Genomic DNA, 24109 nt, shown 5'->3' on the forward strand with positions numbered 1-24109 from the left:
AATAAACTTTTATTGTGAAATATTTTTTTCTACTTCTTTAGCATCTGTTTCATCTTCTATATTTAAATAACTATCAATAACAGCTTGCCATTTTTCTTGTGCTTTCAAAATAAATTCTATAATTTGACGAACTGCGCCTTTTCCACCAGCAAAATCACTTATTAAAATAGATACAGATTTTGCTTCTTCAGTAGCATCAGCTACAGTTGCTGGAAATCCAACTCTTTTCATTACAGCTAAATCAAATAAATCATCGCCAATATAAGCTACGTCTTCATCTTTTAATTGATATTCAGCTAATAATTCCCTATAAGCTGGAACTTTATTTTTTTTATTTTGATAAAAAGCATTTATTTTTAATTCCCTAGCACGATAAGCGAGCATCTTAGATTCTCTACCTGTGATAATAGCTGTTTTTATCCCTAATTTTTGGGCTAGAGTAATCCCTAGCCCATCTCTTACATTAAAAGTTTTAAATAATTCACCATTATCGCCAACGGCTATAGAGCCATCTGTCAATACTCCATCAACATCTAAAATGAGCATTTTTACATTTTTTGCTCGTGCTAATGCATCTTGTGTATATTGCATTAAACCACTCCCTGACGAAGTAAATCAGTAAGATGAACTATACCTACTGGTTCATTTTTCTCTACATCAATTACTGGAAGCACTGTAATTGGTTTTGGTTGATGTTTTTCCATCATACTGAGTGCTTCAGCAGCCATTTTATCTTTTGTAATTATTACTGGATTTTTAGTCATTAAATCTTCTACTGGCTCATCTAAAAATTCTGCTCCACGAGCAAGCATACGGCGAATATCGCCATCTGTTACAAGTCCAATGAATTTGCCATTTTCATCAACAACAGAAGTTGCACCTAATCCTTTTGCAGTCATTAAGAACAATGCTTCTTTTGCTGTTTTATGCACAGAAATAACAGGATTATCTTCTCCTGAATGCATAACATTTTCTACAGTTAAAAGTAATCTTCTGCCAAGTGCTCCACCTGGATGGAATACTGCAAAATCTTGAGCAGTGAAATTACGTGAAGATAAAAGTGCTATAGCTAGTGCATCTCCCATAGCAAGAGTCGCTGTTGTACTAGCTGTTGGTGCAAGACCTAATGGACATGCTTCACGCTCTACACTTATATCAATATAATAATCTGCATTTTTGCCAAGTGTAGATTCACGTCTACCACTCATAGCAATAATTTTTGCACCTATGCGTTTAATAATCGGTAAAATATTTACAATTTCATTAGATTCACCACTATTAGAAATAGCAAGTACCATATCATTAGCTGTAACCATACCTAAATCACCATGGAAAGCTTCTGCTGGATGCATAAAAAATGATGGTGTTCCTGTACTAGCCAAACTAGCTGCTATTTTTCTGCCTACATGACCAGATTTTCCCATACCTGTTACAATAACGCGACCATTACAAGCTAAAATAGCATTTACAATTGTTTCAAATTCATCATCAATATGATTAATTAATTTTTTTACCGCATCAGCTTCTATTTGAAGTGTTTCTATAGCCTTTTCTTTTATCATGATTATTACCTCACAATTTAACTCTCAAAAATCCCAGTAATATTTTATTTGTTTATTTTTTTCTTTGTTATTTCATTGATTGCGATTAAATCTTTTAATAAATCTTCTAATTTATCTAGATAAACCATATTTGGTCCATCGCAAAGTGCTTCTTCTGGATTATCATGAACTTCCATGAAGAAACCATCTACACCTACACCAGCTGCACCACGAGCTAAGAATTCTACATATTCACGATTGCCAGCAGAACTTGTTCCTGCACCACCTGGTAATTGTACGCTATGTGTAGCATCAAAAATAACTGGATATCCTGTAGAACGCATAATAGGGAAAGAGCGCATATCTACAACTAAGTTATTATAACCAAAGCTTGCTCCACGTTCTGTGAGTAAAATCTTTTCAGAACCAGCTTCTTCTAATTTTTTCACTACATTTTTCATATCTGCTGGAGCCAAGAATTGACCTTTTTTTACATTTACTACACAGCCAGATTTTGCAGCTGTATATAATAAATCTGTTTGACGGCTTAAAAATGCTGGTATCTGTAATACATCTACTACTTTAGATACTGGTTCTACCTGTGTTTCATTGTGAATATCTGTAACTACTGGAACATTGAGTTCATCTTTAATACTTTGAAGCCATTTTAAACCTTTTTCTAATCCTGGTCCACGATATCCATTATAAGAAGAACGATTTGCTTTATCGAATGAAGCTTTAAATACATAAGGAATACCAAGTCGAGAAGTTATCTCTTTTATAGTTTTACCAATATATAAAGAGCGTTCATATGATTCTAATACACATGGACCTGCTAAAAGTACTAATGGATTTCCCGCACCAACTTCAAAATTGCCAATTTTTACTGTATGCATAGCTACACTTCCTTACTTTTTAATTTATTTATTTTTTTCCATTTCTTGATATATTTTATTTACTTCTTCTAAATCTTCTTTTGTATCCACACCAACAAAATGTTTATCTGTGGCTATAACTTTTATTTTATAACCATTTTCTAAAGCTCTAAGTTGCTCTAAAGACTCTGTTTGTTCAAGTGGTGTTGGTTGCATTTTAGCATATTGTAACAGAAAATCTCTACGATATCCATAAATTCCAATATGTTTATAGACAACAACTCCTGTATCTTCACGAGGATATGGTATTAAAGAACGTGAAAAATACAATGCATAACCATTTTTATCTGTAATTACTTTTACATTTCCTGGTTTTGCTTTTTCTTCTTCTTTCATAGGAGTCTTCACTGTAGCCATTTTTAAATTTTCATCATTTAAAAATTCTTGTGCTAAATCATCAATAATCTGTGGATCAATAAGTGGTTCATCACCTTGAACATTGATGATTACATCTGCATCTGGGCATTTTTGAGCTACTTCTGCCAGTCTATCTGTACCAGTTGGATGATTTTTTGCTGTCATTATAGCTTTTCCGCCAGCTTTGACCACAGCTTCATATACTCTTTCATCATCAACAGCTGCTATTACTTCTGCTGGTTTTGTAGCATTTAATACACGTTCATATACACGTACAATCATTGGTTTTCCAGCTATATCAGCAAGAGGTTTCCCTGGTAATCTTGTAGATGCATAACGAGCTGGTATTACACAAATAATTTTCATATTTATCCCTTCAATCTAGGTAATTTTTCTTTCAAGTATTCAAATAAAACTTGTGTTTCATCAATAAAAGTAACTTCTATACTAATGATGTAAATTGGTATAGGTCGTTTTTTACACAATAATGTTTCAGGAATTTTTACAGCATCTTTATCAGTGATAATGATAGCTTCTGCACCTTGCTCTTCCGCTTGATGCATTACATCTCTTATTTCTTCTTCTGTATAATCATGATGGTCTGGGAAACGCAAACTTTCTGTAATGACAGCTCCAATATCATTTAAAGTTTGTTCAAATGAAGCTGGATTTCCAATAGCTGACATAGCTATGACTTTATGACCTTTCATCATATCTACAGATAAAATTTCATTTGGTTTTCGACTGAATAAATTGCCAATTTCTACAAAACCTAATGGCTTATGTGTACTTTCTACTACTAAAGCATGATCATTGTATTTTGCCAAAGTATCTCTTATTTCCTTACATGCGGATTTGCTAGCTTGATCTACTTTTGTCAATAGACAAACATCTGCTCTATTTAAATGATTTAATGGCTCACGAAGAGTTCCACGTGGTAACATATGACCATTGCCAAATATATTAATAGCATCAACTAATAAAATATTTAAGTCGCGTTTTAATTGCCAATGTTGATAGCCGTCATCTAAAATTACCACATCTACATTGAAATTATCTACAGCATATTTTCCTGTGATCGTTCTATCTGTACCAATTAAAACTGGAATATCTGGCAAACTTCTAGCTAAAAGATATGCTTCATCTCCTGCTTGATCTGCTGACATAAATATTTGATTGCCATCAGATACAATGCCCACTTCGCCTTTCCATTTTGCACGATAACCACGATTTAAAATCGCTACTTTATAGCCTAAATCGCGAATATATCTGGCTAAAAGTTTAGCAGTCGGTGTTTTTCCTGTGCCACCAACAGTGATATTACCAATGCTAATGACAAAACAATCTAATTTTACTTGTTTAGCAATCCCCCATTTATATAAATTCAATTGGAAATTTACTAAACTACGATAAATTAAGGAAAAACTATATAACACACCTAAAAATAATTTTGCTGGTATGCTTTTCTTATTTTTATCATGTACTAATTTATATAAATAAGTTTGGAGATTTTCTATTTTTTCTGTAGAACGTACCTGCACAGGATTTACTTTTTCGTATTCATCTAATAATTCATGTAAAATAACAGCAGAACGACGAGAAGCTCCTCGATTATCTTCAATTATCTGCAAAGTTTCTCTTTCCATCTGATGACGTTTTTCAGGGCAATTAAATAACTCTAATACTGCCTCTGTTAATTCTTTGCTATTTTTTACAGTAATACAGGCATCACGTTTACTAAATAATACATGAGTATCTTTGAAGTTAAACATATTTGGACCAACTATTATCGCCTTTCCATGAGCTGCCGGCTCTAAAATATTATGTCCGCCATGTTTTATTAAACTTCCACCTACATAGATAACATCGCCTACACTATAGACTTTACCTAATTCTCCAATAGTATCTAAAATCACTACATCTTGTTCATATGATGGTTTTTCTTTTAGTACAGTACGGAAATTTGTCTTAAATCCGTGTTTATGACAAATACTAGCAATTTCATCTTTACGCAAAATACTTCTTGGTGCAATCAATAATTTAACATTAGGATGCTGTTTTTTTAATTCACTATATGCTTCTAAAACAGCTTCTTCTTCACCTTTATGCGTACTTCCTGCTAAAAATATTCCTTTTGCTTTATCCAAACATAATTCTTTCAACATATTGTTACGTTCTTTTTCATCTACATTAGTATATGTTTGGTCAAATTTCGTATTACCTGTAACGGTAACTAAATTTTCATCTGCACCTAAACGAATAATATATGAAGCATCTATTTCTGATTGCATAGCAAATTTTCTTACTGTGCCAATCATATCAGATAAAATACTAAACATATATTTATAACGTTTTACAGATTTATCACTAATTCTGCCATTTACCATCATTACTGGTATATTATATTTTCTTGTAGCCTTTAAAAAATTCGGCCAAAGTTCTGTTTCCACAGGCAAAAATACACGAGGACGAATTTTTTTGATAAAACGCTCAGGAAGCCATGGCAAATCCAAAGGAAAATAAATTATACTATCTGCATCTTTGATAATGCGATTAGCCATAGTATATCCTGTATTAGTTACTACTGATACTAATATGGGAGTATCGGGAAATTCTCTGCGAAATTCTTTAATAATTGGACTTGTCGCTACAATTTCTCCCACAGAAGAGGCATGTATCCAAATACAATTTTTGCCTGCCACTTTATCTAAGGCATGCTCTGGCAAAAAACCAAAACTTTGAATCATGCGTTTTAAAAATCCTTTTTCACGAATAGTTCTAACTATAAAATATGGTATCAATAGTATAACAAGCAATATAGCTACAATATTATATAAAATCTGCATATGCTTCACCTATTTTGCTTTCTTATTACTAAATTGTATGTTATACAAATGACTATATAAACCACCTGTCTGCATAAGTTCTTGATGTGTACCCATTTCTTGTACACGTCCATTGTCTAAAACAACAATTTTATCAGCATGTACAATTGTTGATAGACGATGTGCTATAACAAATGATGTTCGACCAACCATCAATTTATCCAATGCCTCTTGAACAATTTCTTCGCTTTCTGTATCAAGTGCTGATGTTGCTTCATCTAAAATCAAAATACGTGGATTTTTTAAGATAGCTCTAGCAATCGCCATACGTTGACGTTGACCGCCAGATAAAGTTATACCACGTTCACCAATTTTCGTATCATAGCCATCAGCTAAATTCATGATAAAATTATGTGCATTAGCCGCTTTTGCCGCTTCAATGATTTCTTCATCAGTTGCATCTAATCTACCATAGCGAATATTTTCTTTAATTGTGCCACTAAATAACATAGTTTCTTGAGGCACTACACCAATTTGTTCACGTAATGATTTTATAGTAACATCTCGAATATCTATATCATCTATTGTTATAGCGCCCTCAGTTACATCATAAAATCTAGGAATTAAATTTGCAATAGTAGATTTTCCTGCTCCACTAGGACCTACAAATGCAATTACTTGACCTGGATTAGCTGTTAAAGATAAATCGTGTAATACATTCACACCATCTTTATAGCCAAAACTAACATGATCAAATTTAACTTTACCACTGATTTTAGGAAGCTCTTTAGCATCAGGTTTATCCTTTAAATCTTCCTGTGTATCTAATACATCAAATACACGTTCCGCTGCTGCCATAGCTTTATTAATTGTGCCATATACTCTACTGATACGTTTTACAGGATTAGCTAAATTTACGGCATAAGTTAAAAAGGCGATAAGTGCCCCAGCTGTCAAAGCGCCATTAACTACTTGATAACCACCAAACCATAAAATTACAGTTACAATTACAGCTGCTAAAAATTCTACAGTTGGTGTCAACAATGAACTGAGCTGTACACTTTTCATATTTGCTTTAAAGTTTAAATCATTTTGATTTTGAAATCTTTCAATTTCATGTTCTTCTCTAGCAAATGATTTTACTACACGAACGCCAGAAATTGTTTCTTGTAATAATGATGTTATTTCTGCTGTACGTTCTTGAATTAATGAACCACTTTTTTTGAGCTTTCTACCAAAAATTTTCATAGCTTGCCCAATCAATGGTACAACTATCAACGTAACTAAACTCAATTTCCAATCCAAATAAAACATCATAACTAAAGAACCTATCAAAATTGATGATTCTGTAACTAATTCTATTAAACTATCAACTAATGCTGCTTGAAGTGCTGCTACGTCATTAGTTATATAGCTCATTATTGTTCCTGTTTGTTTTTTTTCATAATATGCTAACTGCAACTTCTGAAATTTCACATAAAGCATTTCACGAACATCAATAATTACTCTTTGTGCTATATATGATACTAAATACGACTGACCATAGAAGAATATCCCTCTAAAGAAAAATACTACCACTATGCCTACTGCAATTAAATTTAACAGTACCATATCTCTTTCCATAAGTACCTTATCAATCATATCCTTTATAATCCAAGGTACATATAAATTTGCTGCTGCTGACATTATGATACAAACAATAGCTAATAAAAGCCTTTTCCAATATGGTTTTATAAATAAAATCAATCTCTTATAATCATTCATATCATTTATCCCTTAATCTCATTTTTAAATCTATCAACTGTTTGTAATATTAACTCAGCTGTCTTATCAGCCACTCCTGGTGAACCTAGCTTTTCCTTTACCATTAATAATTCTTCTTTTACTTTTTTAGCAGATTCAGTATCTTTATATAAATCTCTAGCAAGTCGAGCTATATTTTCACCATTTACTTCATCTTGTAACAATTCTGGCAAAACTTGTTTATCAACTAAAATATTTGGCAAACTAAAATATTTTATCTTCACAAAAATTTTAGCTATGCGATATGTGATAGCAGACATCTTATATAAAACAATTGATGGAAGTCCCATAAGTGCAGCTTCCAAAGTAACTGTTCCCGAAGTTGCAATAGCAAAATCACAGCAATTCATCAAATCATATGTCTTTGTTTCACATAATTTTACTGTTAAACCATATTCATTTATCTTTTCTTCTAAATATTTTTTATCAATACCAGTAGCTACAGGTAAAAAAAACTTTATTTCTGGTCGTTCTTTCTTTATTAACTGCGCAGCTTGAAGCATTGGTTCTAATAAATTAGCTATTTCTTGCTTTCTACTTCCCGGCAATAATAAAATATTATCTTCTTTCAAATCTATGCCAAAAAATTCCGCTGCCATCTCGCGACTCATTGAAGCCTTTACATTATCCATCAATGGATTTCCTACAAATGAAATATCTGCACCTGCTTTTTTATATACATCTAATTCAAAAGGAAAAATCGCTACAATCTTATCAGCAATTTTAGCTACCTCTTTAGCTCTGCCCTTGCGCCATGCCCAAGCTGAAGGTGGTATATATGAAAATACAGGTATATTCATTTTCTTAGCTTCTTTAGCGAGACGCCAATTAAAATCTGGATAATCTATTAAGACTAAAATATCAGGCTTTTGTTTTTTCATTTCTGCTACTAAAGCATCTTTTAATTTAAACATTTTACGTAAATTAACTAATACTTCCCAAAAACCCATCACACTATAATCTAACATGTTTTTACAAAGCTTTACTCCAGCTTGTTCCATTTGTGGACCGCCAAAACCAAACATTTCAATATCACTACAGATATTTTTCAAAGCTTTAGCCAAATTTGCTCCATGCATATCACCAGAAGTTTCCCCTGCTGAAAACATAATTTTATACATACAAACCTCCAGCCTTTATCAAGCAGAAAAAGACGCGATGATAACATTTTATAATGTATCGCCGCGTCCTACCATACTACATTGCCACAATAGTTATAGCATTTTCATCAGCTAGTGATAAAACTTTTTCTCTATCTACAATTAAAGTGCGTCCTGCTTCAATTACTAAGCCAGAAGCTTTTACTTCTATCATAGATTCAATTGTTTTTACACCAACAGCTGGCATATCAAAACGATTATCTTGAGCTGGTTTTGCCACTTTTGCTACAACTGCATTTCCGCAAGCGAGTTTTCCGCCACGTAAAATACATGCATCAGTTCCTTCAATAGCTTCTAAAGCCATTACTGCTTTATCTTTAACAACTACAGTCTGACCAATATCCAAGCCGCCAAGAGCTTTTGCCATTTTGAAACCGAATTCCATATCTAAATTTTCTCTCTCTGTTGGTTGACGTTTAGTCAATACTCCCTTTTTAGGCATAATCATTTTCAAAAGCATAGTCTGGTCAAATGTGGTAATTCCTTCTTTAGCAAGTTCTGCCACAAATGCCAACATCATAGTATCATCACTTCTATCTTTTAATGATGATAACAAAGCTATCATTCTAGCGTCAGGTAATTCATGTTGCCCTGAAAATAAAATTTCCTTAGTAACTTTACCAATCATGACAACATCTGTTACTTCTTTACCTTTTAAATAATCAATTATACTACCCAATTGAGCTACATTGATGGATTTAAAATCTGTTGCTACATTTTTTAAATCTTCTTCTACACCATCAACCAAACCTACAGCATAAACATCTATACCCATAGCTCTTGCTGCTTTTGCTACTTCAACTGGTAATCTACCTATCCCAGATAATAAACCTATTGATTTCATACTAAAATCCCCACTTTAATTATTACCTTCATGGTTTTCTCTGCAAATACCACGATCAGCATTTCTTAAGAATCGTAAAAAATGTTCTACTTCAGCACAAGAATCAACTTCTTGTTCAATTACAGATATTGCCTGCGCTAATTTTAATCCTGAACGATACAAAATTCTATATGCTTGTTTAATAGCTTTTCTTGACGATACAGAAATTCCTGCACGAGCTATACCTACACTATTTAAACCACAAACATTTGCAGGTCTACCATCTACAATTGTATATGGCACAACATCTTGTACTAATTTGGAAAAGCCTCCAACCATTGCATTTCTACCAATTTTTACAAATTGATGAACACCGGCAAAACCACCAAGAACAGCTCTATCTTCTACAATAACATGCCCTGCAACAGATGCATTATTTGCCATAATAACATTATTACCAATAATTGCATTATGTGCTACATGCGTATAAGCCATTAATAAGCAATCATTGCCAATACGAGTTTCTTCTTCAGCTCCACAAGCTCTATGAATTGTAGCATATTCACGAACTTTTGTTCGATCGCCAATATATACATAAGATTTTTCTCCCACAAATTTTAAATCCTGTGGTTCTGCACCAATAGATGCTCCTGGAAAAATCACGCAATCTTTGCCAATTTTTGTCCAACCAGTAATAACCGCATGTGGTTCAATTCTTGTACCATCACCGATTTCTACATTTTCGCCAATAACTGCAAATGGACCAATTTCTACATTTTTTCCGATTTTGGCATTTTCATGAACTATTGCTAATGGATGTATTTTGCTTTCTGCCTCCATTTGTATTCACTCCTTAAAAACTACACCATTTGGTGAAATTCCATCATAGTAAAAGAGCCAATTAATTGGCTCTTTACACCTTAATTAATCATTTTATAAGTTTTCTGGTTTTTGTAAAGCAAAAGTAAAGTCACCTTGAGCTACTAATTTATCATCAACAAAACCTTCACAATGAACTTTACCAAAATCGCCACGAATTTTCACAATTTCAGATTTCATAATAAGCTGATCTCCAGGAACTACTGGTTTTTTAAATTTAACATTATCCATACCGCCAAAATAAGCTAATTTACCGCGGTTTTCTGCTGGATATAATAAAGCAAAACCACCAACTTGTGCCATTGCTTCTAAAATTAACACGCCTGGCATAATTGGATGACCTGGAAAATGTCCTCTAAATTGGTCTTCATTTATAGAAATATTTTTTATACCTACTGCATATTTCATAGGTTCTAATTCAATAATACGATCGATCAATAAAAATGGGGGACGATGTGGTAAAACTTTTTCAATTTCAGGAATATCAATTCTCATAGTATAACCTCTCTTCTGCTTAAGTAAAGTCTGCAAGAATTTTCTTTGCTAACTTTGTATTTAATTCATGACCTGATTTTACAGCAATTACATGACCTTTTATTCTACCTGCTAATCTCAAATCACCAATAGCATCTAAAATTTTATGACGAACTAATTCATCTGGGAAACGAAGTTTATTCATCCAACCTTCATCATTGTAGACAATTACATTATCTAAATTTCCACCTAAACCTAATCCCATTTTACGTAAAGCTTCTACTTCTTTTTCATAAGCAATAGTTCGTGCTATAGCTATTTCCTTCTTATATAAATCTTTACTAGTAAATTCAAAATCATGATATTGTATACCAATTAATGGATGTGGATTTACGGAAGTAAAGCTCACACGAAAACCATCATAAGGCAATACCATTATAAATCTTTCTTTATCATCTATGCGATATAATTTATCAATTGTTATTATATCTGCTTCTTTTTCCTGTTCTTTTATTCCTGCTTTTTCTAGCAATTCTAAAAAAACATTTGCTGAACCATCTGTTACTGGTGGTTCTTCACTGTCAATTTCAATATAACAATTATCTATATCACTAGCAAATAGTGCTGACATTAAATGTTCTATTGTAAAAATCTTGACATCTCCATTACTAATCGTTGTCGCTCTTAATGTAGATGTAACATTACTTGCTATTGCTTTTATCTGTGTTTTTTCTGGTAAATCCGTTCTAATAAATACAATTCCTGTATCTACTGGAGCAGGACGCAATTTCATATTAACCTCTGTGCCTGAATGCAGACCAATTCCAGTATATGAAACATCTACCGCAATTGTTTTTTGCTTTATCATCGTCGTCCTCCTAAAAATTATATATAATTATTTTACAAGACAACGCTATTTACTGCAAGTTATTTGCTTCTTTTTTCTTTCTTTCAACATATTTCCATCTATCATGAAGCCAGAACCACTCTTCTGGATAATCTCTTATATGTTGTTCTACTAAACTAGTTAAGCTTGCCATCATATCATATATATCTTTTTGTTTATCTTTTGTTTTAGCTGTAAAAACTGGTTCTAATACTGTTAAAATATGATGTCCTGGTCTTTTTTTATCTTCAGTAATAAAAGCTGGTAATATTGGTGCCGATTTAAATCTGCTCATCACCGCTGGACCTTGCACACAAGATGCTTCATAACCTAAAAATGGCATAATAATCCCTGTAGAACCACCATCTTGGTCCATAATTAAACCGATAAAATATTTTTGTCCAAGCATTTTCATCATTTCTTTGATATCCAATTTATCTGTTATATGCATACCTGTAAATGCTCGACAATAATTTATAAAATTATTTACACCTTCATTGCGTTGATGTTGAGCCACTCCTGCTATCTTCATTCCTTTATGAGTGAGTGCTGCTCCTATAATCTCCCAATTTCCACTATGTGCTGTGGCAATGACACCACCATTTCCATAAGACATAGCTTTTTTTATATTTTCTTCACCTTTTATAGTTACATATTTATTAATATTTTTACATATAACTTTAAATCGCAATACTTCCATGATCATTGGTCCAAATCTAGTCCAACTTTTCTTTGCAATTTGCTCAGCTTTATCAGTTGATACTTTTAAACAACGCTCAATATTATGTATTGCCATTTGTTTTCTTTTTTTAGGAACAACAATCCATGTTAATTCACCTAAAATCTTACCTACAAATCTTGCTACACTAGCTGGTAATAAACAACAAATATCACTTAAAAATACTAATATATGATATAGCATTTGTATCTCCTTTCACTTTATATTCCTATCTTATTTTTTCACAATATCAATTCATTTCTAAACTAATAAAATCTATAAAAAAAGTAGCTAAGCATTAGGGCTTGGCTACTTTAATAATCAAAGAATTACTCGATTTAATTATTTTTCTCTTCTAACGCTTTTAAACGCTTTTCCATTAATTTTAATTTTTTCATCATATCTGGCAAACGAGATTCATTTGCTTTAATTCTAAGCCATTCTTGATGAGGACGAGCAGGAAAACCTGCATAAAATGAATTTTCTGGTACATCTGCAATAAGACCTGTACGTGCTGCCATAACTGAATTACTGCCAACTTTTATATGACCTTTAGAGCCAACTTGACCTGCAAATGTAACATTATGACCAACAATTGTTGAACCAGCAAGACCTGTTTGTGCTACAACTAAACAATTTTCTCCTAATACACAGTTATGACCAATGTGAACAAGGTTATCTACTTTTGTTCCTTTGCCAATCACTGTTGAACCTGTTGTTGCTCTATCAATTCCTGCATTACAGCCAATTTCAACATCATCTTCAATTACTACATTACCTACTTGTGGTACTTTTGTATGTTTTCCATCTTTAGTTATAAAACCAAATCCATCAGCACCAACTACTGTATTATCATGAATAATTACATTTTTTCCTACTTTGCAATATTCGCGAACACTAACACCTGAATGAAGAATTGTATTTTCATCTACACTAGCATATTGACCAATATAAACATTTGGATATATTTCCACATTATCGCCAATAATTGCATTATCATCAATATAGGCAAAATCCATTATAGCTACATTTTCACCAATTTTTACATTTTTACCTATATGTGCCTTAGAGCTGATGACTTTTTCTACTTTCAATTCAGGTTTAAAAATATTTAATAAAATATTGAAAGCTTCTCGAGGATTTTTTACTTTTATACAAGTTTTTGAAAAACCATCTACATCTTCTTGTATAATCACTGCAGCCGCATTACAAGCAATAGCTTCCTCTAAATGTGGGTCTACAGCAAAAGTTATTTCACTTGGACCAGCTAAAGCAATTCCTGTTGCACCTGTAATGACTAAATTCTCATCATAATCCCCACAAAGTTTACCATTTATTAAATTTGCTATCTCTGCTAGTGTTCTTTTCATAATATTACCCCTTTTTATTGCAACTTCTGAATTACATCGTCTGTAATATCAATTCCACCTTGAACTACAAACTCTTGTTTTTGAACTTGCATACCATTTGAACGCACTAATGTTTTTGGCACTACAGCAGATAATTCTTTTTCTGTTGATACTTCTGCGAGTACCTTATCCATTGTATTTTTTACTTGAGATTTATATTGCATATCTAAGCCTTGATATTGACGTTGAATATCCATCTGTGCTTTTTTAAATTCTTCATCAGACATAGTTGCTTTTTTGCTCATTAAATCTGTTTCTTTAGCTTCGATTTCTTTATTCTTAGCATCAATATTATCTCTAATTGTTTTTATTTGTGGTGCTTCATTCATAACTCGTTCAGCATCTAAATAACCTAATTTAGTTTCGCTTCCACAACCTGACATAAATACACTCATCAATGTAACAAGTGCTATTACTAACATTAATTTTATTTTCATGACACCCTATCGCCTTTCCATATATTATTTACCATTATTATTTTGCATTTGCTCATTTGTAAGCTCAGCCATTACATCGTCTGTAATATCAATTGCATCTGCACCAACTACCATACCATTTAAAACTGTATCATCAAAATTATCTATTTTTATATTACCAAAAAAATCTAATGTAGCTGGAACATCAGCAATAACTAATTTTAGATGTTTTTGAATTGCTATTTTCATAGCCTTACTAGCAATGTCTTTTAATATGCTTCTCTTTAATAAATTTATTTCATTTTCTTTTGTATGCAATAATATTATTAATCGTTCACTATCTTTTTTTCTAGCTTGAAGCATCTGCAATCTATCTTGAAGATATTGTGCCTCTCTTTTTTGTTCAGCTTGTTGTCTTTCTAAAGAGTTTTGTACATCTATTTGATGTATCTTTTGAACATTTATATCTAATTCTTGTTCTCGTTGTGCTCGCCACTTCATTAATTCATCAGCAACTTTTAAATTATATTGCTGCTCAATCAGCGCCACATTTTCTCCGCGTTCTTTTTTTAGCTGTTCTAATAATGTTAATAGATTATCTTTTTCTTCTTGAGTCAATCTCAAGTTTTCAGCATTATCTAATTTCATAGTGCAATTAAAAATAGCGTTTGTATATTTATCAGTTATTAATGTTTCTGCTTTATTTTTTTCAATAGATAATCTTTGTCTTATTTCATGTTCTTTTGTTATCGTTTCTTCTTTTAATTGTTGTTTAGCTTTTATTTCTTGTAAATTATTTTGTTCATCTACAACTTGTTCAAATACTTGACTTGCCGGATTTACTTGCGGTGGTTGCAATTGTTCTGTATTTAATGCATATGATTTTAATTTTATTAAAATCAACGTCTTCTCTGCTTGCAATTTTTCTAATTTAGCATAATCACTATGTTTAGACATCAATTTATCTATATCTACCGTAGCTATTGCTGAATTAACATCTAATTGCACTGGAGGTTTTTGTGTTTGTTTATGCCAAATATATAAAGCTCCTATAATACATAATAATACACAAATAACACCTGTAAAAATAGCACTTTTTCTGCTCTTATCCTTTTTATTCTCTTGCATATCATTATCCTTATCTTGCTCATTTGCCATAAATCCACCTCCCTACAAATTTATTTAGATTATTAAAATACCGAGCATCACTGCATTTGCTCGGTATTTCATCTAAAAGCATAAAAATTAATTTTGACCAGAAGAATTTGTTGTATCTGTAGCTTCAGCAGAAGTTGCATCAGAACTATTAGTATTATCTGTAGTTACATCACCCTGAGCTTGAATTTTTGTTAAAACATCTTGAGTGATATCCTGTCCACCATATAATACATTGTTTTTATCTAATACAACATTAATACCTCTAGAATCAGCTACTGCTTTTACTTGTTCTTCTATGCTATTGCGAATAGGATCGATTAATTCTTTTTGCTTATCTTGCATTTCTTTTTGTTTTTGTTCTATAAATTGTTGCTGCTGTTCAGGTGTCATATTTGCAGCCTGATTTTGGAAATCTTCTTGAACTTGTTTTGCTGCTGCTTCATATTTTTCACGAGCAGGTTGCATTCCTGGATGTTCTGCAATAAGTTTGGAATAATCTACAATACCAACATTAGAAGAAGATGCTCCTGCCATACCAGATTGATATTGTGAAACTCCAAGAGCGACAATACTAAATACAAATACTGCTGCAATAATAACACTAATAATTTTTACTTGTTTCTTTTCGAAATTAATCAACTTTATCTTCTCCCTTTATAAGGCTTTTGCCTCTTAGTTAAAACACTTTAATTATAACAAACTAAAAATTCTTATTCAAGGAAAGAATTAACTGCAGAAAAAATTCTGCAGTTAATCTAAAAATATTACTGTTAGAAGTTTCCACCTACATTAAAATGAAGTCTTCCGCCATCTTCACCCCAACCATAATCAAGGCGAAGAGCACCTATTGGAGTTTGCATTTGTAGTCCTAAACCTACACTAGCATGTAAATCTAAATCTTCTTCAATGGAACTCCATGAACCCCAGGATTTACCACCCCAAGCATCACCTACATCTGTAAATAAGGCACCTTGTACTTTATTCATCAATGGGAAACGATATTCCATTGTACCCATTAACATTCTATTACCAGAAAATTGTCCATCACGATAACCACGAACAGAATTTTGACCCCCTACTTCAAATAAAGCAGCTTCTGGTAAATCTTCATTTGCATAACCTGCACTACCACGCAATGCCAAAACTTGTGCATGACCTACTTTATAATATTTTTGTACACTACCTGTCAATTTAGTATAATCAAAATCTCCACCCAAACCAGCATATTCAACAGATAGACTAGTTCTAGTACCTTCAGTTGGATAGAAAATATTATCTCTTGTATCACGAACCTGAGAAGCTATAATACTTCTAGTTTCCCCAAAGTTATTATCAAGCCATTCTGTATTTTTACTACGGTCTAAACCATCTTCATGTCCACGATATTCTGTATTATTTATTTTAAAACCTAAATAATTCATTGTATATTCATCTGTTGGACGACCAAAGTTTAATTCATACCCTTGATTTTTTTTATCGTAAGTTTCAATAAGATCACCGCCATTATCGTAATCATCATATTCAAACTTACGATCATAAATACGGAAAGTACCTGTAGTTTCTTTTTCATCAAGCCATGGTTTAGTATAAGAAATGCTGTATCCGCTATCGTCTCCACCGTCGCCGCCATATTCATACATAGCTTTTACAGAATCACCAGTACCTCTGAAATTAGTATCCCCAATACTTACCATTCCTAAAAGACCATCTTCACTACTGTAACCAGCACCAATACCAAAAGAACCTGTACGTTTTTCAATAACAGTCAATTCCATGATGATATTATTTGGATCTTCTTTACCTGGTAAGATTTTCACACTAACGTCTTCAAAAAATCCTAAATTATATACACGTTGCATACTACGACGTGCTTTCTTAGCATCAAATACTTCGCCTGGTTTTATACGCATTTCACGAGTAATAACATAATCTTTTGTTTTATCATTACCTTTTACTACATAACCTTCAAGAATACCTTCATTAAAAGTTAAAGTTAAATTACCACTTTCATCAATAGATATATCTCTTAATTTTGCCAAAATATATCCATCTTGGCGATAACTAGCTTCAATATTTGCTAAATCTGTATTCAATTGACGAATATTTAAAATTTCGCCTTTTTTTACAGTTAACATATCTTCAATTTTATCTGTGGAATAAACTTGATTTCCTAAAATCTCTACAGAATTCAACACAGGATTTTCCATTACATGATAAGTTATTTTTACACCTTCAGGGACAACTTCATAAGAAGGATAATTATCATAAAAATAGCCTGTATTATAAATATTATTCCTATCTTGTTCTATATTTTTTATATTGAATTTATCTCCAGCTTTTACAGTTAAAACATTTAAGATATCTTCTTTAGCTATTTTTTCATTTCCCACAACATCTACACTGACTACTGTCATATCTGTATATGCACTATTATTATTTTTAATAGTTTCTTCTGTTGGTCTTTGTTCTTTCCAAGTATTCATTTTAGCAATAGCTTCAGGATCTTGGACTTTATCCACTTTATTTTTTTTATCATTATTGATAATAATTTCTTTGTCTTCTTTTGCAGCCTCATTGTCTGCAGATACATCTTGCATTGTTTCATCAATTTTTGCTGCTACTTCTTCTTCAGTTAAGTTTTCAGCAGATACAATATTTTCATGTACATTATTATCTACAACATTTGCAAAACAATTATTTATACTAAAGGCACTGATATTAGCCATAGCTAACGCGCAGACTAATAATTTATAATTTTTCTGTTTCAAACAAAAAACCTCCTTAATTTGGCAAAACTCACCAATACTGTAATTTTATCACAACTATATTAAAAATAATATCTTTCATATGAAAAAAGTTATGATACTCAAGAAAATATGAGTATCATAACAAATTCATCTTAAAAATAAATTAAAATTTCCACTGCATTTCTAATTTTATATTATATACACCATCATCTTCTACTTCTGTGATAATACCTACATTATTATTCATATAATATTGTAAGCCCACCCTATTTAAATCATAATTTATGCCTTTTGTATAACGAAGCATAACCTTATCTGACAAATATTTTCCAATTTGAACACTATACACATCGCCATCATCTGTATCAAAGCGTTTTTTAGCACTATCAGATAAGCTATCTCGAGAAATTCTAAATTCATCCAAATTCAATACATTTCTTAATGTACCCTCAATTTCATTTAAGAAACTCATCTGTAATCCCACAGATGCTAAGGATAGTAAATCATCTTCTGTTATTTCTCCAGAACTGCCTTCTTTATAATCTGTTCTAAATGCCAATAATTTTATTATTTCTGCATCATTCATTGCTGGTTCAGAAAACAATCTCGGTTCTAATTGCTTATCTAAAGGACCTTGTAGGCTTGCAAATATTTTTGTTCTATCAAGTCTAGTCACAGCTAGAAAATCTATACTTGGGAAGAACGAATCTACTTGATTAAATACTATATTACCTACTTCAATCTTAAAGATATTTTTCAAAACATTAATTGTTCCTTTATCAACAGTTAAACTACCTGAAGATTTTGGATGAATAGTTGTTCCTTTTATGTTAAAAGCACCTTTTATATACAAATCATATAATAAGGCATCATAAGCATGTACATTATCACCTAAGGTAACATTTATATCTAATAACATTTCAGGAAGCGGTGTATCCGTTGTTTCTGGAAGCGGTGGCATAGAAACTTCGATATTATTAAAGTCAAGATTAGTTATCAATTTGGGCAATCTTCTACCATGAAATTCTTCTTCAATTAATTGTAAATTGCCCACTAAATGACCTGTATAATAATCTGACACAATATCTAAATTATTTAAATCAAGATTAAAGCTATAACCTGTAATACCTTGACTTGTGAGATGTGCCGTTCCTACTAAATTATAATCTCCTTCTCCCATTTTACCTGTGAAACGCTTAACGGTCATTAAATCTTGGTCAAAATCTATATCTACATTTATATTTTCTAATGGACTATCTATATATTTAAATTTAATAGCACTATCTACTGTAGATATATTTCCTTTAAAATTAGGTTTTTGTACTGTTCCTGTAATATTTAAATCACCTTGAACATTACCCATAGACCATTCAACAAATGGTGTTAAAGATGGCAATATATTCAAATCTGTATTTTCCAAATAAACCTTTAAGTTCATCTGTTGATTTATATTTTGCTCATTTCTTTTATCCATTTCTAAAGCTGCTATCGGTATACTACCTTCTGCTTTTATTGTACATTGACCTTTATTCGCAGCCATTTGATTTATATAGATTACACCATTTTTTAAATTTGCTAATGCATAAGCATTATCAAACTGAGTGCCATCACCTTGCATATAAATAGAAATATCTGCTGTCGGCTCATCAATTGTACCGCCAACTTGAATATCACCATTCATAACACCATTTATATTTATATTCATATCACATAAATGAGTTAATAGATTTACATCCATATTACTAGCTGATATTCGTGCATCTATAGGACCATTTTTTAAGTCTATACTGCCTTGAGCTGCCACTTTACCTGCACCTTGTTCAGCATAGAATTTATCTATTTTCACGACTTTATTATCCAATTCAGCATCAATTTGAATATTTTGTAATGGATAATCTTTTAACGTGCCATCTATCATCGTACCATTCAAATCAACATGTGGATTTTCATAAGTACCATTTAATTGTGCTATACCATCAAAACGACCATTTAATAAATTATTTTTTAAATTAGCCATGGACATTGCTGCATTGATATCAGCTTGAACAATAATCGCTTTTCCTTCAACTTGTTTAGTATTTAAATTTACTGCTCCATTGAAATCAAATTCACCATTATTTTGTTTAAATTTAAATTGCTCTAAACTTAAAATTCTATTAGCTAATTTTAAATGACCATAAATATCATCTATATTTTCACCATTTAAGACAATATCGTCTGCCTGCAAAATACCATCAAAATTTAAAGCACCCACTTTACCAGTTAAAACACCATCAAAGCTTGCTTTTCCTGATACAGGATATGGTAAATCTACTTGTAATTTATCAATTAAGATTTCATCTGCTTTAAATTTAAAATTCATTTCTTTATTTTTATCTAAACTACCAGACAAAGTGGCTTTAATAAATGGTGATGTTATTACAAAATCTTTTAAGACTATATCACCATCATTATATTCATATGTCCCATCTACTTGCGTAATTAATATACCATATAAACTACCTTCATAAAAATGTACATTACCTGTAGCTTTTATATCTTGTAAATTACCTGTTAGATGTATACTATTATCTACATTTCCTGTTATTTTAAATTCTGGCATAACAACTTGCATCAAATTTTCTACGCGTGCTTGTTTTGTCTGCACTACCATATCAATAAATTGTTTGCCTTTAAAACCTAATAATCCAGTGGCTTCATGCGTAATTTCACCATCATTGATAAACTGACATCTATCTACACGCATACCATCTAAATTACCCACCGCATTTACTAATAATGAATCAAATGGTTGATTTAATATCGAGCCATCTTTTGCCATTAAATCAATTCGCAATACAGGATTATCTAAATGACCAGACAATCTACCACTAAAATTAGCATCTCCAGAAATATCCATATCTGGTAAATAATTTTTAACTAAAGACATATCTACATTTGAAGCATAAAAATCTGCATTTATATTATCATTTTGCAGACCACCTTTAGCTGCCAATTTTCCTCCATTAGCAAAACTAGCCGTTAAAGCATCAATTTGAAGTAAATCTTTTTCTTTATAAAAAGAGGCTTCTAGTTTTTCTACTGGTATATTATCATAACTTCCATTATTTACCTCTAGTCGACCACTGAGATCTAAGTTTTCAAATTCTACACCTTGACCTTTAAAATCGCCACGAATAATAGCATTGCCTGTAATTACTTGTGGTAAATAATTATTAAAAACAGATATATCTATATTAGATGCTCTAAATGACCCTTTATATGATAAATCAGCTAAATCACATTGACCAGATGCCCAAATCCAACCATTGGCAAAATCTACTCTAAAATCATCAATGAATACTTTATTATCTCTATATCTAGCCTGAATATTTATATCTTCTATAGGATAATCATATATATATCCTAATTTAGAATTAACTTGAGCACCAATACGTATATCATCTAAAGTACCATAAATAGCACTTACAAACGAAACTTCGCCATTAAATGGTATACCTTCAATAAATAATTCAGGTCTAAAACTTTTACTTTCTGCAATTAAACGCAAACGCGGTTCAGTCATATAGTCTTCAATATTTCCATGAACAGCTACTTTTTGTCCTTGAGCACTTCCACTTACAAATAATTGTATATTTTTATTATTTAATAAAATAATACCTCGTATATCTTCTACATTTTGACCTAAGACTTCACATGCACCATCTACAAAACTAACAGAACCATCTAAAGTATATTGATTTTCTAAATTACCACTAATTGTTATATTTGCCTTATTTATAAAACCTTGTTTTATATTAACATTAGCTAAATACTCTTCTGGTATAAATGGCAAGTATTTCAAAATATCTAAATCTTGCGCTTTTATTTCTAAGTTAGTTTTGATTACTTCACCTACAACACCATCAAATTCTACTAAAGCATCTTCATGATTTAAACTACCATCAAGATTTATAGCTGTTAAATCTGTGCAATCTGCTTCTAAATTAATTTTATCTATGGATAATTGCTTTCCTTCAAAGCGCAATTTAGATTGTCCATTTTCGACTTTTACAATTCCTTTGAAATCAACAGGTGTATCTGAATCTTTATCTATTAAATCTTCTACGTTCCATGAACCATCACTGCGCTGAATAATATTAACCTCAGGATTGATGACATCTACTTCACTTAATCCTGCCAATGGAGATTGTCTCAAAATCTGCCAAAAATCTATAGTAAATACTACCTTATCCGCTTTTGCTATTAATTCATTTTCTTTATCATAAATTTCTACATCATCTATAGCTGCTGAATTTGTAGATACAATATATAACGAATTTATATTTATTTTCGTACCTAAGATATTTTCTACTTGTTTAGATATTAAATTAGCCGTTTCTTGTTTGAAAGATTGAGAGTTTATCCATAAAAAAGTCATTAAACTTATACAAAATATTATAAATACACTAGCTCCTACAATAATTTTAGACTTTTTTTGCATCTAACTCACCTCTATATTAAATCTAACTCACCTCTATATTAAATAGTTAAATAATCTCTATACTAAGAAACGGGAACTATTTTAGTTCCCGTTTAAATAGTTTATTCTGTTTTTAGTATAGCATGAATTTATTATAGAGAAAATATCTTAATATGTTTTTGCTGCTACTGCTTGAACATCTAAATCAACAGGAAGACCCATTGCTTTATCTAACTGAGCTTTACTTACATTGTAATCATAAAGAGCTTGTACATAATTTGTTTTTGCTGTAGTCAAAGCAACTGCTGCATCCATAACATCGATATTAGTACCTACACCTGCAGTATAACGAACTTGTGCAATAGTATAATCTTCACTTGCTTGATTTACTGCTACACTTGTTGTTTGAATATTTTTTTCAGCAGAAAGTAAATTCAAATATGCCTGATGTACTTCTAATTGAATGCCTTCATTTACATATTGAGCATTTTCTTGAGCTTTAGCTAAAGCTGCTTCTGCTTGTCTTACCTGTGCTTTAGTTACATTGTTATCAAAAAGGTTCCAACTAGCTTTAACACCAACTTCTGATTTTTCTGCTGCATCATTATTAAAAGCATCATCGCCATCAATAGTATAACTTGCATAAGCAGAAAGTTGTGGTAGATTACCAGCTTGAGCTGCTTTTACACTGGCTTTAGCTTGTTCAATAGATTTGGCTGCTGCAACACCATCTGGACGATTTGTCATCGCTAAATCCATACATTCAGCTAAGCTTAAATCATATTTTGTATATTTTAATTCATCTTGAATATTAATTTTAGTATCTATAGGTAAACCAATTAAATTATTCAAAGAAGAAATAGATAAATCATAATTATTTTCTGCATTTACAAGATTTTGTTTAGCATCTGCTAATTCTACTTGAGAGCGCAATACATCAGATTTAGCTACTGTACCTGCAGCATATTTAGCATTAACTGTATCTAAATGTGCTTGCAATTGATCTACAGTTTCCTGATTTACACCTACTAAATTACGACACTGTAAAATATTATAATAACCTTTTGTTGTATCATATTTAATCTGTTGTTTTGTATTTTCCAAAGTCAAATCGCTGATATCTACACCGATTTCTTTACTTTTAATATTATTTTCTAATTGTCCGCCTGTATATAATGGAATAGAAGCTTCTACCACGTTTTGATAAGTAGAATCTCTATTTTGTAAATCATATGTTTCACCACTAGCAGCAGCTGCTACTGTTTGCCAATTGATAGAAAAACCTTTTTTACCTTTTGCTTCACTCAATGCCCAACGAGCTGAATCTGTATCATATACAGACTGTTTTATAGTTCTATTATTTTCTAATGCTAATTCTACTGTATTATCTAAAGTTAAATCTACAGTATCTTGTGCAAAAGCTAAATTACTACCACCTAAAAATAATGAGCCACTTAATAACACAGCTGTTATTGTTTTATTTAAAGACTTTTTATTCATTTTTAAATCCTCCCAA

Annotated in this window: 19 protein-coding genes; all 19 read right to left on the reverse strand. The window is 31.5% G+C overall.

The genetic code is table 11. From position 1 onward, the window contains the following. Window positions 1-9: 9 nt before the first annotated feature. Complete coding sequence (locus GXM21_RS10505) at window positions 10-591, reverse strand: KdsC family phosphatase (protein ID WP_008539765.1); 582 nt, start codon at window positions 589-591, stop codon at window positions 10-12. Next, window positions 591-1562, reverse strand: coding sequence for a KpsF/GutQ family sugar-phosphate isomerase (locus GXM21_RS10510; RefSeq protein ID WP_008539763.1), 972 nt, complete (start codon window positions 1560-1562; stop codon window positions 591-593). The genes GXM21_RS10505 and GXM21_RS10510 overlap by 1 nt, the downstream gene beginning before the upstream one ends. 44 nt (window positions 1563-1606) lie before the next feature. Further along, entirely contained in the window at window positions 1607-2437 is an 831-nt protein-coding gene (gene kdsA, locus GXM21_RS10515) for a 3-deoxy-8-phosphooctulonate synthase (RefSeq protein WP_008539762.1), read from the reverse strand. 24 nt (window positions 2438-2461) lie between these two features. Then, a complete protein-coding gene (gene kdsB, locus GXM21_RS10520; protein WP_008539761.1) occupies window positions 2462-3199 on the reverse strand; it encodes a 3-deoxy-manno-octulosonate cytidylyltransferase in 738 nt (245 codons plus the stop codon). A 2-nt stretch (window positions 3200-3201) separates the two neighbouring features. Further along, complete coding sequence (gene lpxK / locus GXM21_RS10525; RefSeq protein WP_008539760.1) at window positions 3202-5679, reverse strand: tetraacyldisaccharide 4'-kinase; 2478 nt, start codon at window positions 5677-5679, stop codon at window positions 3202-3204. Window positions 5680-5688: 9 nt separating this feature from the next. Further along, window positions 5689-7422, reverse strand: a complete 1734-nt coding sequence (locus tag GXM21_RS10530) for an ABC transporter ATP-binding protein (protein WP_008539759.1) — start codon at window positions 7420-7422, stop codon at window positions 5689-5691. A 5-nt stretch (window positions 7423-7427) separates the two neighbouring features. Beyond that, a complete protein-coding gene (gene lpxB / locus GXM21_RS10535; RefSeq protein ID WP_008539758.1) occupies window positions 7428-8582 on the reverse strand; it encodes a lipid-A-disaccharide synthase in 1155 nt (384 codons plus the stop codon). Between the two features lie 76 nt (window positions 8583-8658). Next, a complete protein-coding gene (locus GXM21_RS10540) occupies window positions 8659-9465 on the reverse strand; it encodes an LpxI family protein (RefSeq protein ID WP_008539757.1) in 807 nt (268 codons plus the stop codon). Between the two features lie 15 nt (window positions 9466-9480). Beyond that, entirely contained in the window at window positions 9481-10284 is an 804-nt protein-coding gene (lpxA, locus tag GXM21_RS10545; RefSeq protein WP_008539756.1) for an acyl-ACP--UDP-N-acetylglucosamine O-acyltransferase, read from the reverse strand. 93 nt (window positions 10285-10377) lie between these two features. Continuing rightward, window positions 10378-10818, reverse strand: a complete 441-nt coding sequence (gene fabZ, locus GXM21_RS10550; RefSeq protein ID WP_008539755.1) for a 3-hydroxyacyl-ACP dehydratase FabZ — start codon at window positions 10816-10818, stop codon at window positions 10378-10380. 19 nt (window positions 10819-10837) lie between these two features. Further along, complete coding sequence (gene lpxC, locus GXM21_RS10555; RefSeq protein WP_008539754.1) at window positions 10838-11665, reverse strand: UDP-3-O-acyl-N-acetylglucosamine deacetylase; 828 nt, start codon at window positions 11663-11665, stop codon at window positions 10838-10840. Window positions 11666-11714: 49 nt separating this feature from the next. After that, window positions 11715-12605 (reverse strand): lysophospholipid acyltransferase family protein, encoded by an 891-nt coding sequence (locus GXM21_RS10560; RefSeq protein ID WP_008539753.1) that lies wholly within the window; start codon window positions 12603-12605, stop codon window positions 11715-11717. A 134-nt stretch (window positions 12606-12739) separates the two neighbouring features. Then, window positions 12740-13771, reverse strand: coding sequence for a UDP-3-O-(3-hydroxymyristoyl)glucosamine N-acyltransferase (gene lpxD, locus GXM21_RS10565; RefSeq protein ID WP_008539752.1), 1032 nt, complete (start codon window positions 13769-13771; stop codon window positions 12740-12742). Window positions 13772-13785: 14 nt separating this feature from the next. Further along, on the reverse strand, window positions 13786-14247 hold the full coding sequence (locus GXM21_RS10570; RefSeq protein ID WP_008539751.1) for an OmpH/Skp family outer membrane protein: 462 nt from the start codon (window positions 14245-14247) through the stop codon (window positions 13786-13788). 24 nt (window positions 14248-14271) lie between these two features. Continuing rightward, window positions 14272-15384, reverse strand: a complete 1113-nt coding sequence (locus GXM21_RS10575) for a coiled-coil domain-containing protein (protein ID WP_008539749.1) — start codon at window positions 15382-15384, stop codon at window positions 14272-14274. An 87-nt stretch (window positions 15385-15471) separates the two neighbouring features. Next, on the reverse strand, window positions 15472-16023 hold the full coding sequence (locus tag GXM21_RS10580; protein ID WP_008539747.1) for an OmpH/Skp family outer membrane protein: 552 nt from the start codon (window positions 16021-16023) through the stop codon (window positions 15472-15474). Between the two features lie 131 nt (window positions 16024-16154). Further along, window positions 16155-18152, reverse strand: coding sequence for a BamA/OMP85 family outer membrane protein (locus GXM21_RS10585; protein ID WP_008539745.1), 1998 nt, complete (start codon window positions 18150-18152; stop codon window positions 16155-16157). A 142-nt stretch (window positions 18153-18294) separates the two neighbouring features. Further along, complete coding sequence (locus GXM21_RS10590) at window positions 18295-22614, reverse strand: translocation/assembly module TamB domain-containing protein (RefSeq protein ID WP_008539744.1); 4320 nt, start codon at window positions 22612-22614, stop codon at window positions 18295-18297. A 147-nt stretch (window positions 22615-22761) separates the two neighbouring features. Further along, on the reverse strand, window positions 22762-24093 hold the full coding sequence (locus GXM21_RS10595; RefSeq protein WP_008539743.1) for a TolC family protein: 1332 nt from the start codon (window positions 24091-24093) through the stop codon (window positions 22762-22764). Window positions 24094-24109: the final 16 nt, after the last annotated feature.

Origin of the sequence: Megamonas funiformis, from assembly GCF_010669225.1 — a bacterium.
GTDB lineage: Bacteria > Bacillota > Negativicutes > Selenomonadales > Selenomonadaceae > Megamonas > Megamonas funiformis.